The sequence below is a fragment of the Myxococcus sp. AS-1-15 genome, assembly GCF_020037055.1.
GTDB classification, from domain to species: Bacteria; Myxococcota; Myxococcia; order Myxococcales; family Myxococcaceae; genus Myxococcus; species Myxococcus fulvus.
In genome coordinates, this window is record NZ_JAIQDF010000029.1 from 30491 (window position 1) to 44944 (window position 14454).

The 14454-nt window shown below is 69.9% G+C and carries 3 protein-coding genes; all 3 read left to right on the plus strand.

Annotated elements, in window-relative coordinates; all coding sequences use genetic code 11:
• Positions 1 to 23: 23 nt before the first annotated feature.
• Genes K8625_RS42285 through K8625_RS42295 form a run of 3 tightly spaced genes read left to right on the plus strand, consistent with a single transcriptional unit; the run spans position 24 to position 14450 of the window.
• The gene (locus tag K8625_RS42285) at positions 24 to 5810 is read left to right on the plus strand and encodes a type I polyketide synthase (protein WP_223785919.1); all 5787 of its coding nucleotides are present in this window, start codon (positions 24 to 26) and stop codon (positions 5808 to 5810) included.
• Positions 5797 to 11154 (plus strand): non-ribosomal peptide synthetase, encoded by a 5358-nt coding sequence (locus K8625_RS42290; protein WP_223785920.1) that lies wholly within the window; start codon positions 5797 to 5799, stop codon positions 11152 to 11154. The genes K8625_RS42285 and K8625_RS42290 overlap by 14 nt, the downstream gene beginning before the upstream one ends.
• Before the next feature lie 35 nt (positions 11155 to 11189).
• A complete protein-coding gene (locus tag K8625_RS42295) occupies positions 11190 to 14450 on the plus strand; it encodes a non-ribosomal peptide synthetase (protein WP_223785921.1) in 3261 nt (1086 codons plus the stop codon).
• Positions 14451 to 14454 lie beyond the last annotated feature (4 nt).

The window sequence follows — 14454 nt, forward strand, 5'->3', positions numbered from 1 at the left end:
TTCTTCCCAAGGAGTCGCAGCCCGTGGAGTCACTCGAGCCCACCAGCGACGCCGGGGCCGCGGTCGCCATCATCGGAATGGCGGGGCGGTTCCCGGGTTGCGCGGACATCGCTTCGTTCTGGCGCGCACTGAAGGCGGGCACGGAGACGCTCACGTTCTTCTCCGACGAGGAGCTGCGCGCCCGCGGCGTCCCGCCCGCATCGCTGGCCTCGCCGCACTATGTGCGGGCGAAGGGGGTGCTCGCCGGCGCGGAGCTGTTCGACGCGGCGTTCTTCGGCTTCAGTCCGCGCGAGGCCGAGCTGACGGACCCGCAGCAGCGGGTGTTCCTGGAGGTCGCGTGGTCGGCGCTGGAGCACGCGGGCTACACCTCGGACACCCACGCGGGCACCGTGGGCGTGTACGCGGGCGCGGGCTGGCCCAGCTACCTGCTGTTCAACCTCGCGACGCATCCTCACCTGCTCGGCCCGGAGACGGGGCACCAGGTCCTGCTGGGCAACGACAAGGACAACCTGGCGACGCGGGTCTCCTTCAAGCTGAACCTCAAGGGGCCCAGCCTCACGCTGCAGACGGGCTGCTCGACGTCGCTGGTGGCCACGGCGGTGGCGAACCAGGCGCTGCTCACGTACCAGTGTGACCTGGCGCTGGCGGGTGGCGTCTCCATCACCGTTCCGCAGACGGGGTATCTGCACCAGCCCGGCAGCATCTTCTCGCCGGACGGTCACTGTCGCGCGTTCGACGCGCGGGCCCAGGGCACCGTCATCGGGAACGGCGCGGCGGTCGTCGTCCTCAAGCGACTGGAGGACGCGCTCGCGGATGGGGACAGCATCTACGCGGTCATCAAGTCCGCGGTCATCAACAACGATGGCGCGACGAAGGCGGGCTACACGGCGCCGAGCATCGACGGGCAGGCGGCCGCCATCATGGAGGCCCACGCCTCCGCGGGGGTCGACGCCCGGAGCATCACCTACGTTGAGGCCCACGGCACGGGCACCACCGTCGGAGACCCCATCGAGGTCGCGGCGTTGACGCAGGCGTTCCGCGCCAGCACGGAGGCCACGTCGTTCTGCGCGCTCGGCTCGGTGAAGACGAACGTCGGGCACCTGGACGCGGCGGCGGGTGTCACCGGACTCATCAAGACCACCCTCGCGCTCCAGCACGGGCAGCTTCCGCCGAGCCTGCACTTCGAGACGCCCAACCCACGCATCGACTTCGCCAGCACGCCCTTCTTCGTCAACACCGCGCTCACCGAGTGGAAGCCCCAGGGGTTCCCCCGGCGCGCCGGCGTCAGCTCCTTCGGCCTGGGTGGCACGAATGCGCACGCCATCCTGGAGGAGCCGCCCGTCACCGCGCGCACGAAGCCCGCCGCGGGACCGCGCCTGCTCGTGCTCTCGGCGAAGACGAGCGAGGCGCTGGAGCAGGCGACGACGAACCTGGCCCAACACCTGGACACGCACCCGGAGCTGGAGCTCGCGGACGTGGCCTACACGCTCCAGGTCGGACGCAAGCCCTTCGCGCACCGCCGCGTGCTGGTGTGCCACGGCCTCGCGGACGCGGCCTCCACGCTGGGCACGCGAGATCCACAGCGCGTGCGCACCCGCCACACGGAGTCCCCGGCCCGGGGCGTCGCGTTCCTCTTCAGCGGACAAGGCAGCCAGCACGTCGGCATGGCGCGCGAGCTCCACCGGACGGAGCCGACGTTCCGGGAGCACGCGGACCGGTGCTTCGAGCTGCTCCGGAGTCGCCACGGGGTGGACCTCCAGGCACTGCTCTACCCGCCGGACTCGCAGCGCGAGCTCGCGGCCGAGAAGCTGAAGCGCACGGAGAACGCCCAGCCCGCGCTCTTCGTCATCGAGTACGCCCTCGCGCGGATGTGGATGGCCTGGGGCCTGCGGATGGACGCGGCCATCGGCCACAGCCTGGGGGAGTACGTCGCCGCGACGCTGGCGGGCGTATTCCAGTTGGAGGACGCGCTGGCGCTGGTCGTCGCTCGGGGCCGACTGATGCAGGCGCTCCCGCCCGGCGCCATGCTCGCCGTTCCACTGTCGGAGCAGGAGCTGACACCGCTGCTGGGAGGCACAGGTCTCAGCCTGGCCGCCGTCAACGCGCCCTCATCCTGCGTCGTCTCGGGGGCGACCGAGGCCATCGCGGCGCTGCGACAGCAGCTCGACTCAAGGGGGCTCGGCGGCAGTCTCCTGGAGACCTCGCACGCGTTCCACTCGGAGATGATGGAGCCGGTGCTGGCGCCGTTCGCGGAGCAGCTCCGACGCCTGCGGCTCGACGCGCCCCGGACCCCCATCGTCTCGAACCTCACGGGCACGTGGCTGACGGCCTCTCAGGCGACGGACCCGGACTACTGGGTCCAGCACCTGCGGCGCACGGTGCGCTTCTCGGCGGGCGTCGGCATGTTGTTCGAGGACCGGCAGCGAGCGCTCCTCGAGGTCGGCCCGGGCAGGACGTTGACCCAGCTCGTCCGGAAGCATCCCGGACGCGCGCCCGCGCAGGCGGTGTTCTCCTCCCTGCCGCATCCGCGAGAGCAGACGTCGGACCTCTCGTTCGTGCTCGACACGCTCGGGCAGCTCTGGATGGAGGGGCTCTCGGTGGACTGGCCCAGGGCGCAGCGGGACGCACGTCCCCGCCGTGTCCCCCTGCCGACGTACCCCTTCGAGCGTCAGCGCTATTGGATCGACCCGGCTCGCGCGGAGGCCACCGAGGCGCCCTCGCTCACCGACGCGCTCTGGCAGCCCGTGCTGGAGGCGGCACGTGCCCAGGCGCAGGAAGATCTCTCGGGCTTCGATGCCTCCTCGCATCGGCTCGACAAGCACAGCCTGGACGCGGCCTGCACCGCGTACATGAACCTGACGCTGCGCGCCCTCGGGGCCTTCCCCGATTCGAGCGCGGCGTATTCGCGCGAGGAGCTCCTCGGACAGTGCCGGGTCATCGCCCGGTACGAACAGCTCTTCTCCCGGTGGCTGCGGCTGCTCGTGGAGGCAGGGCAGCTCGACCAGGACACGACGGGGCGCTTTCGGTCGCTGCGCCCGTGTTCCGCTGAAACAGTGCGGTCGCTGGTGCGGGACGCGGAGGCGCGTTGGGCGAGGACGCCGCAGGTGGTGGACCTCATCCGCCGGTGTGGTGACGCACTGAAGGACGTGCTGCGCGGGGAGCAGTCGCCGACGGAGCTGTTCGCATCCATCCTGGAGGGCTCGGCCGAGAAGGCGCAGACGGAGTTCGGGCTGAAGACGTACTACCGAGGCATCCTGCGCGCCGGTGTGGAGCGACTGGTGCGGCAACTCGGGCCCACCACGAAGCTCCGGGTGCTGGAGATTGGCGGCGGCACGGGCATCGCGACGACGGAGCTGCTCCCCATCCTGCCGCGCGAGCGCACCGAGTACACGTTCACCGACGTGGCGCCGCTGTTCCTGTCCCAGGCGAAGCGGAAGTTCAGCGCCTGGCCTTTCATGAAGTACGTCCCGCTGGACATCGAGCGCGCGCCCGAGACGCAGGGCCTCCCCCAGGAGTCGTTCGACGTCATCGTCGCCGTCAACGTGCTCCACGCGACGCGCAACCTGCGCACCACGCTCGCGCACGTGCGCTCCCTCCTCGCGCCCGGGGGCCTGCTGCTCCTGGGCGAGCTGACCGAGCCCACGCCGGACTTCGCCATCACCTACAGCCTGATGATGAACCCGGTCGAGGACCCGGAGCGAGACCAGGGCAACCCCTTCTTCACGCCCGCGCAGTGGAGCTCGGTCCTCGGGGCCAGCGGGTTCAGCAGGACCGCGGCCGCGCCTGACGTGGAGGTCCTCGGACAACACGCGCTGCTGGCGCAGGCCACAGCGTCACCGCTCTCGGGACAGTCGGTGGCGCCGGCCTTCACCGAGTCGACACGGCTCGCGGGCGGCGCGGAGCCTCGCGCGGCCTCGGGGCTCACGAAGAAGGCCGACGTGGGCGACTGGTTCTACGTGCCCTCGTGGAAGCGGGTGCCGCGTCATGAGCCGTCGGCCCTGGGTGATGCCGGGCACTGGCTGCTCTTCGTCGACGAGCTGGGCGTGGGCGACGCGCTGGCGGAGCGACTGGGAATCACCGTCATCACGGTTCGGGCCGGTACGGGCTTCCACCAGGACGGGTCGAATCGGTTCACCATCGACCCGAAGACGCCCGCCGACTACGACGCGCTCCTCGGCGCGCTCCAGGGACAGGGAATCACCCCGAGCAGGATGGTGCACCTGTGGAGTGTCACCGCCTCCGGGACCGCCACGGTGGGCCTCGCGGCGGTCGAGCGGGCGCGAGTGCTCGGACTCGACAGCCTGCTCCTGCTGGCGAAGACCCTGGGCACGCGAGGCGTCACGGACGCGCTCCGGCTCTGGGTCGTGTCCAACGACCTGCATGAGGTCCACGGCGACGAGGTGGCCCCGGAGAAGGCCCTGCTGCTCGCGCCGTGCAAGGTCATCCCGCTGGAGTATCCGAACATCCAGTGCACCAGCGTGGACCTCGTGGTGCCGCCCCGAGCGGGGCGCGAGGACCCGGTGACGCAGCTCCTGGAGGAGCTCCAGGCCACGTCATCGGAGGCCATCGTCGCGTATCGCGGCCCTCATCGTTGGGTACGGACACTCGAGCCGGTCCGATTGGAGGCGCCGTCCGATCCTCCGCCGGTGCTGCGAAAGCACGGCGTCTATCTACTCACAGGCGGCCTGGGGAAGGTGGGCCTCACGCTGGCCGAGTACCTGGCGCGTGCCGTCCAGGCAAAGCTCGTGCTGACGCAGCGGTCCCCGTTCCCGGACCCGAGGGAGTGGGACGCGTGGCTGTCCGCGCATTCCGAGGACGACCCGACCCACCGTCACATCCTCGCGCTGCGCGAGCTGGAGAAGCTGGGCTCCGAGGTCCTGGTCCTCCGCGCGGACGTCGCCGACGCCGAGCAGATGCGGACGGCGCGCGCACGCGCCACCGAGCGCTTCGGTCCCATCCAGGGTGTCATCCACTCGGCCGGTGTGCTCGGTGACGGCGCCATCCAGCAGAAGTCGCCCGAGGAGCTGTCACGCGTGCTCGCGCCGAAGGTGCTGGGGACACGGGTCCTGCACGAGCTCTTCGCGGACGCGCCGCTCGACTTCTTCCTCCTCTTCTCCTCGCTCTCGGCCATCGAGCCAGGGTTCGGGCAGGTCGCGTACTCAGCGGCGAACAACTTCCTCGACGCGTTCGTCCACGGCCGGATGGCGCGCGCCCATCGCCGCGTGGCGTGCATCAGTTGGGACGTGTGGCGGGGCGAGGGCATGGCCTACGACGCGCGCACGCCGCGGGTGCTCCAGAAGCTCAAGGAGGAGGACTTCGACCAGCGCGGCATCCTGCGCCACGAGGGAGTCGAGGTCTTCCGCCGGGTCCTGGGGTCCAGGCTCCCCCACGTGCTGGTCTCCACGTCCGACTACCTCCAGGTCTTGAAGACGCGCGGCCGCGACCTCTCCGAGCTCTACATGGAGTCCCTGGGCGGAACGTCCCTGCACGCGCGACCGAAGCTGGGCAACACCTACGAGCGTCCACACGGCGAGACCGAGGAGTCGCTCGCCCCACTGTGGCAGGAGCTGCTCGGCATCGACGGCATCGGCGCGACCGACGACTTCTTCGAGCTGGGCGGGGACTCGCTCATCGGCACGCAGCTCATCTCCCGAGTGAACAGGAGCTTCGGCGTCAAGCTGTCCACGAAGAGCATCTACACGCACCCCACCCTCCGAGGCATGTCGACGGCCATCGACGAGGCGCTCATCGGCACGGTGAGCGCGGACAAGCTCGCTGAAATCCTGAGGAAGCTCGATGGCGACAAGTGAGCCCGGGGCTGGCCGCGAGCACCCGACCTTCGTCGACCTGCTGGAGCATCGGGCGGAGAACCAGCCCGGCCGGCTCGCGTTCACCTTCCTGGGGGACGACACGACCCAGGGCGCGTCGCTGACCTACGCGCTCCTCGCCAGGAAGGCGAAGGCCATCGCGGCCACGCTCCGGGAGTCGAGTCACGTCGGAGACCGCGCGCTCCTGCTCTACCCCTCCGGCCTGGACTTCATCGCCGCGTTCTTCGGCTGCCTGTACGCGGGCGTCGTGCCCGTACCCGCCTATCCGCCCCGGCGCAACCAGAAGGTCCAGCGCCTCCGGTCCATCCTCCTGGATTCGGAGCCCACCGCCATCCTCACGCTGTCCCCCCTCGCCGACGGCATCCGCGCGCACTTCGCGGAGCAGCCCGAGCTCGCGCGCACGAGGCTGCTATCGACCGACGAGGTCGAGGACTCGCGCGCCTCCGCCTGGCGCAGGCCCGCCATCGAGGGAGGCACGCTCGCCTTCCTCCAGTACACGTCCGGGTCCACGTCGACGCCCAAGGGCGTGATGGTCAGCCACACGAACCTGCTCCACAACTCCGGGCAGATCCGCCGGGCCTTCGGGCTCGGGCCCCAGGACGTGTCGGTGACGTGGCTGCCGAGCTTCCACGACATGGGGCTCATCGACGGGATCCTCCAGCCGCTCTACGCGGGGTTCCCCGCGCACCTCATGTCCCCCGCGTCGTTCCTGCAGCAGCCCATCCGCTGGCTGAAGGCCATCTCCGACCTGCGCGCGACACACTGCGGAGGTCCGAACTTCGCCTACGAGCACTGCGTGCGCAGGACGACACCCGAGCAACGAGCGGGGTTGGACCTGCGCTGCTGGACCATGGCCTACAACGGCGCGGAGCCCATCCGCCGCGCCACGCTGGACGCGTTCGCCGCGACCTTCGCGCCGCAGGGATTCAGCCCTCGGAGCTTCTATCCCTGCTACGGCCTGGCCGAAGTCACGTTGATGGTCACCGGAGGGCTGGTCGAGGCGCCCCCTGTCTACTGTGACGTGGACACCGAGCGCCTGGAGCGACACGAGGTCGCGCTCGCGTCCGAGGGAGACACGGCGACGGCGCTGGTCGGCTCGGGGCGGGTCCACCCCGGCACGACGGTGGTCATCGTCGACCCCGAGTCCCGGACCCGCCGCGGCGCGGACGAGATTGGCGAGCTCTGGGTCTCGGGTGGAAGCGTCGCCATGGGCTACTGGCGGAACCCGGCGAAGACGGAGGAGACCTTCCACGCCCATCTCGCCGACACGGGAGAAGGACCGTTCCTGCGAACCGGAGACCTGGGGTTCTTCCGAAGCGAGGAGCTCTTCGTCACGGGCCGCCTCAAGGACCTGCTCATCATCCGGGGGCGCAACCACTATCCCCAGGACCTGGAGCTGACCGTCGCCCGGAGTCATCCCGCGCTGCGGCCCGATGGAGGCGCGGCGTTCTCCGTCGTCGTGGACGGCACCGAGCGGTTGGTCATCGCGCAGGAGGTCGAGCGCGTCGCGCTGCGCAAGGCGAACCTCGAGGAGGTCATCGCGGCCATCCGTCACGCCATCGCCGAGCACCACGAGTTGCAGGCGCACGCCGTCATCCTGCTCAAGCCCGGGCAGCTCCCGAAGACCTCGAGCGGCAAGATTCAACGAAGCGCATGTCGAGCGCGCTTCCTCGAAGGGACCTTCGAGTCCATCGGCGACAGCGTCCTCGCCTCGGACTCCGTCGAGACACCGGGGACCGTCGTCGCCCGGGAGGAACTGCTCACCCTCCCCAGGCTGACCGGGTGGCTCCAGCAGGTCGTCGCACAGGTCCTGCGCCTGCCCGTCTCCCAGGTCGAGCCCACGCGAACGCTCCTTCACCTCGGAACAGACTCCCTCGCCGCGACGGAGCTCCAACACCGGCTCGAGACGGAGCTCGGCGTGAGCGTCTCGCTGGTCCTCTTCCTCCAGGACAGCACGCTGGAGCAGCTCGCCGCGCACCTCCTGGAGCTCCTGGGCAACGCGTCGACACACGTCACCGCGCCGTCCATCACGAGCGAATCGTCGGCTCCGCCCACCCATCCGCTCTCGCGCGGACAGCAGGCGCTGTGGTTCCTCCACCAGCTCGCCCCGGAGAGCGCGGCCTACAACGTGTCGTTCGCGGTGCGCATCGTCTCCGAGCTGGATGTGGAGCTGCTGAAGGAGGCGCTCGGCCTCCTGACCACGAGACACCCCGCGCTCCGCACGTCGTTCGAGGCGGTCTCGGGTCAGCCCGTGGCGCGCGTGCACGAGGCACCCGCCCTGGACTTCGCGAACCTCGACGCCAGGGGCTGGAGCCAGGACACGCTCGACAAGGCGGTGATGGAGCACACCCATCGTCCCTTCGACACACGGGTCGCTCCGCTCCTGCGAACCCGACTGTTCCACAGGGCGCCTGGAGACCACGTCCTGGTGCTGACCGCGCATCACTTGGTGACCGACTTCTGGTCGCTCGTGGTGCTGCTGGACGAGCTGGCTGTCGTGTACTCGGACCTCAGGGCCCGACGCCCGGTCTCCCTCCCCCCAGTCCTCGCGCAGCCTTCGCATCACGCGAAGTGGCAGACGGAGCAGTTGTCAGGCCCTGCCGGCGATGACCTCTGGCAATACTGGCGGGAGCAGTTGGCCGGAGCGCGGCAGGTCCTCGCGCTTCCGACGGACAGGCCCCGGCCGCCGGTGCAGAGCTTCCGGGGCGCGGTGCACCTCTCCCGATGGGAAGGCGATCTCGTCGCGGGTGTGAGGAAGCTCGCGGCCTCGCACGGCGCGACGCCGTACATGCTGCTGCTCGCGGCCTATCAGCTCCTGCTCCACCGCTACTCGGGGCAGGACGACTTGCTCGTGGGGACCTCGGTGACGGGGCGGACCCGCTCCGAGCTGGCGGGTACGGTGGGCTATCTCGTGAATCAGCTCGCGCTCCGCGCACGGCTCACGGGCAACCCCACCTTCGAGGACTTCCTGCGGCAGGTCCGACAGACAGTGCTGGGCGCACTGGCCCATCAGGAATACCCGTGGGCCCTGCTCGTGGAGCGGCTGCAGCCCGAGCGCGACACGAGCCGCTCGCCGCTCTTCCAGACGATGTTCGTACTGGAGAAGCCCCACCGCCAGCAAGCCATCGCGGCCCTGGTGACGGGCACTCCGGGGGCGTCCGCCGTCCTGGGAGACCTCACCCTCGCATCCGTGGTGCTGGAGCAGCGCACGGCGCAGTTCGACCTGACACTCAAGCTGACCGACGGCAGCGAGACGATGACGGCGGCCTGGGAGTACAGCAGCGACCTGTTCGACGCGGCGACGGTGCGGCGCATGGACGACCACCTGCGGGCCCTGCTCGTGGCCATCCTCGAGGACCCGCGTCAGCGTGTGGAGGACCTCGCGCTGCTGAGCAACGTCGAGCGACGGCGCATCCTCGTGGAGTGGAACGACACCCGCATCCCCATCTCCGAGGAGCCGTGCTTCCACGAGCGCTTCGAGGCCCAGGCCGCGCGGACCCCGGACGCCATCGCGCTCGTTCAGGGAGACGCGGAGGTCACCTATCGCCAGTTGAACGAGAGCGCCAACCAGGTCGCCCGGCACCTGGTGCGGCTCGGCGTGGGACCGGAGAAGCTCGTCGGCCTCTGCCTCCCGCGCTCCATCGACCTGGTGGTCGGGCTGCTCGGAGTGCTCAAGGCCGGCGGAGCCTACGTCCCGCTGGACCCGTCGTACCCCTCGCAGCGACTGGCGTACATGCTGGAGGACGCGCAGGTCACGGTGTTGCTCACCCACCACGCGCTCCTGTCGCGACTGCCGGAGACCCGCGCGAAGGTCGTCCGCCTGGACTCGGATTGGGATGAACTGGCGAGGAACGGACGCGAGAACCTGGGGCGCCAGGCCACGCCTGCGAATCTGGCGTACATCATCTACACCTCGGGTTCGACCGGGCGCCCCAAGGGCGCGCTCATCGAGCACCGCGGGCTGACGAACTATCTCGCCTGGTGCACCCGAGCCTACGAGGTCGCGAACGGCGACGGTGCGCCCGTCATCACCTCCATCGGCTTCGACGCAACCATCACCGGGCTCTTCGCTCCGCTCTGGGTGGGCCGCAAGGTCATCCTCGTGCGGGAGCAGGAGGAGCTCGCCGCGCTCGTGGAGCTGCTCCGGGAGCAGCGCGACTTCAGCCTCGTCAAGCTGACGCCCGCGCACCTCGACGTGCTGCGAGGCTCCCTGCCGGCGAAGGGCGCCGAGGGAGCAACGCGCACCTTCGTCATCGGCGGCGAGGCCCTCTCCCGCGAGAGCCTGGGCTTCTGGCGGACGCACGCGCCCTCGACGAGGCTCATCAACGAGTACGGCCCGACGGAGACGGTGGTCGGCTGCTGCGTCCACGAAGTCACCGACCTCGACTTTGCCGCTGGCACCGTGCCCATCGGCCGGCCCATCGCGAACACGCGGCTCTACGTGCTGGATGGCCACCTGCGCCCCGTCGCCATCGGGGTGCCCGGAGAGCTCCACATCGCCGGAGCTGGAGTGGCACGCGGCTACCTGCGCCGCCCCGAGCTGACCGCGGAGCGCTTCCTGCCGGACCCCTTCCATCCCGAGCCCGGCGAGCGGATGTACAAGACGGGCGACCTCGCGCGGTATCTGCCCGACGGCACGCTGGAGTTCCTGGGACGCATCGACGACCAGGTGAAGCTGCGCGGCTTCCGAATTGAGCTCGGGGAGATTGAAGCGGCCCTGCGCCAGCACCCCGAGGTCCTCGATGCCGCCGTCGCCGTGCGCGCCGAGGCCCAGGGTGACCAGCGGCTGGTCGCGTATCTCGTCTGGAAGACGCCCACCGCGCGGCCCGGGGTCGTGGAGCTGCGGCGCTTCCTCGCTGACTCCCTGCCGCCCTACATGGTGCCCTCCGCGTTCGTGACGCTCGCGGCGCTGCCGCTGACGTCGCATGGGAAGGTCGACCGGCGCGCCCTGCCCGCTCCGGACACCTCGCGCCCGGAGCTGGCCGCCGCCTACGTCCTCCCAGGAACGGAGCTGGAGCAGACGCTCGCGGCGCTCTGGAAGTCCCTGCTCCGGGTCGACCGCGTGGGCGTGGACGACAACTTCTTCGAGCTGGGAGGCCACTCCCTCCTCGCGACCCAGATGCATCACCAGCTCCAGGCGACGCTGAAGCGCGAGCTGCCGCTCGTGCAGCTCTTCCAGCACCCGACCATCCGCTCCCTCGCGGCCTACCTGAGCCGAGGCGACGAGAGCGCCAAAGACAACACCGACCTGCAGCGCATCCAGGACCGCATCCGGAAGCAGAAGCGAGCGCTCGACCTGAACCGCCGGAAGAAGGACCGGTCGTAGCTCGCCCCTCACACCCTCACGAAGCGAACCTTCCCATGACCGCGACCAAGGACACCCTCGAGCTGCTCAACAGCCTTTCGCCGGAGAAGCGAGCGCAGGTTCTCAAGTCCCTGAAGCAGGAGGCACTTCAGACACAGTCGCCGCGCATCACCCGGCGCGCGGACCCGCATGCGCCGGTCCCCGTCTCGCTCGCGCAGAACCGGCTGTGGTTGTTCGAGCAGCTCCGCCCCGGTGGCCACGCCTACAACGAGGTGTCCGCGCTGCGCCTCGAAGGGACGCTCGACGTCGCGGTCCTCGAGCAGAGCCTCCAGGAGATCGTCCGCCGCCACGAGGTCCTGCGCACCTCCTTCGCCGAGGGCGCCGAGGGCCCCGTCCAGCTCATCACGCCCACGGTGGCGACGCGGCTGCACGTCGTCGACGTGGGTGGGCTCGCGGAGGCGGAGCAGTCCCGAGAGCTCCAACGGTTGATCGACGCCGAGTCCCGCCGTCCCTTCGACCTCACGAAGGGCGCGCTGCTGCGGACCACGCTGTTCCAGTTGGGAGCGCGCAAGAGCGTGCTGCTCACAGTGGTGCACCACATCGTCCTCGACGGCTGGTCCATCGGCGTCTTCCAGCGAGAGCTCGCGGAGCTGTACCGGGAGCTGAGCGCGGGCCGGCCGTCTCCGCTGCGCGAGCTGCCCATCCAGTACGCGGACTACGCGGTGTGGCAGCGCCAGTGGATGAAGGACGACGTGCTCCAGCGGCAGCTCGAGTACTGGACGCGGCAGCTGAAGGACGCGCCGCCTTTGCTGACGCTGCCCTTCGCGAATCCACGCCCGGAGACGGAGCGCTTCGCGGGCGCGCGGGAGTACTTCACGCTGGATGCGCAGGTCAGCAAGGGCCTGTCCGCGCTGAGCCGCCGCCTGAACGCGAGCCTCTTCATGACGTTGCTCGCGACCTTCCAGACGCTGTTGCACCGGTACACGGGTCAGACGGACATCCCCGTGGGCACGGTGGTGGCCAACCGCGAGCAGCCGGAGCTGGAGCAGCTCATCGGCTTCTTCGTGAACACCCTCGTCCTGCGCGGGGACCTGGGTGGCAACCCTCGCTTCGAGGAGCTGGTGGAGCGCACGCGCGCCACGGCGCTCGCCGCGTTCGAGCACCAGTCGCTGCCCTTCGAGAAGCTGGTGGACGCGCTCAAGCCCGAGCGCTCCCTCGGCTACAACCCGTTGTTCCAGGTCATGTTCATCCTGCAGAACATGCCGGCGTCGGACCTGACGCTGCCGGGGCTGACGCTCTCGCCCCTGGAGATTGGGAGCGTCACCGCGAAGTACGACCTGACGCTGGTGATGGACGAGACGCCCCTCGGGCTGCACGGACACTGGGAGTACAACAGCGACCTGTTCGACGCGGACACCATCCGGCGCATGAGCGGGCACCTGGAGGTGCTGCTGCGCGCGGTGGTCGAGAATGCGACGCGGCCCCTCGCTGAGCTGCCCCTGCTGCCCGAGGCCGAGGAGCGGCGGCTGCTCATCGAGTGGAACCAGACCCAGCCCGCCGCGTTCCCCCTGTCGCCTTCACTGCACCGGCTCTTCGAGGACCAGGCCACCCGGACACCCGAGGCCGTCGCCGTGGCCCATGCCGGTCAACGCCTGAGCTACCTCGAGCTGGATGAGCGGGCCAACCAGCTCGCGCACCACCTGCGTGGCTTGGGCGTCGGACCGGGGAAGCTCGTCGGCGTCTGCCTGCAGCGCGCTCCGGAGCTGCTCGTGGCGCTGCTCGGTGTGCTGAAGGCGGGCGGCGCCTACGTGCCGTTGGACCCGTCATATCCCCCGCTGCGCCTGGGCTTCATGCTCGAGGACTCGAAGGCCGCGGTCCTGGTGACCCAGGACTCGCTGCGCACGCGGTTCGCCACGCACGGAGCGCAAGTGGTCTGCGTGGACGGGAGCGACCTCGCGAGACAGGGCAAGGAACGACCCACGCCGCTGACCGGCGAGAACGACCTGGCGTACGTCATCTACACGTCCGGCTCCACGGGCATGCCCAAGGGCGTGCAGGTGACGCACCGGAACGTGGTGCACTCCACCATCGCGAGGTGGACGTACTACCGCGAGCCCGTGAGCAGCTTCCTGCTGCTGTCGTCCTACGCGTTCGACAGCTCCGTGGCCGGCATCTTCTGGACGCTGAGCCAGGGAGGCACGCTCGTGCTCCCCGAGGGCGAGGGCCTGCCCGACCTCGGCGTGCTCGGCGGGTTGATCTCCGCGCATCGGGTGTCGCACCTGCTGTGCATCCCGTCGGTGTACTCGCTCCTGTTGGAGCAGGCCCGTCCCGAGGACCTCGCGTCCCTAAAGACCGTCATGGTCGCGGGAGAGACCTGCCCGCCCCGGCTCTTCGAGCAGCATCGCGGGGTCATCCCGAGCGCGGCCCTCTACAACGAGTACGGCCCCACCGAGGCGACGGTCTGGTGCACGGTGCACAAGCTCGAAGAGGCCCCGCGGCGCGCGAGTGTTCCCATCGGTCGCCCCATCCCGGACACGCGCATCTACCTGCTCGATGCGCACCTGCACCCCGTCCCCATCGGTGTCCCCGGTGAGTTGCACGTCGGAGGCCCAGGGGTGACTCGCGGGTACCTCAACCACCCCGAGCTGACGGCGGCGCGGTTCATCCGAGACCCTTCGAATCAGGACACCGAGGCCCGGCTCTACAAGACGGGAGACCTGGCGCGGTACCTGCCGGATGGGAGTCTCGAGTTCCTGGGGCGCGTCGATGACCAGGTCAAGGTCCGCGGCTTCCGCGTGGAGCTGGGCGAGGTGGAGGCCGTGCTGAGTCGCCTGCCCTCGGTCCGTGAGGCCGTGGTCGCCGTTCGTGACGATGAGCGCGAGAACAAGCGGCTCGTGGGCTACGTGGTCGCGGACGCGGGGGTGTCACTCACCGCGCTGAGGGAGACGGCGCTCCAGCAGCTCCCAAGCCATGCCGTCCCGTCCGAGTTCGTCCAGGTAGACAGCCTGCCGCGGCTGCCGAACGGCAAGGTCGACCGGAGGTCCCTGCCCGCGCCGGAGACGCTGCGCGTGGTGACGCAGACCCCTTCACAGGCGCAGTGGACCGAGCTCCAGCGGACCATCGCCGCGCTGTGGAAGGAGGCCATCAACGTGGAGTCGGTGAGCCTGGACGACAACTTCTTCCAGATTGGTGGGGACTCGCTCTCCGTGGTGCGCGTGTTCAACCGGCTGAGGGAGTCCGTGGACAAGGAGCTGTCCATCACCCACCTCTTCAAGCACCCGACCATCCGCGCCCTCTCCGCGTTCATCGAGCCGTAGCCGT

Excerpts from the sequence above, each read along its gene's own strand:
- K8625_RS42295 (WP_223785921.1), top strand. The coding sequence starts at position 11,190 with ATGACCGCGACCAAGGACACCCTCGAGCTGCTCAACAGCCTTTCGCCG.
- K8625_RS42290 (WP_223785920.1), top strand. The coding sequence starts at position 5,797 with ATGGCGACAAGTGAGCCCGGGGCTGGCCGCGAGCACCCGACCTTCGTC.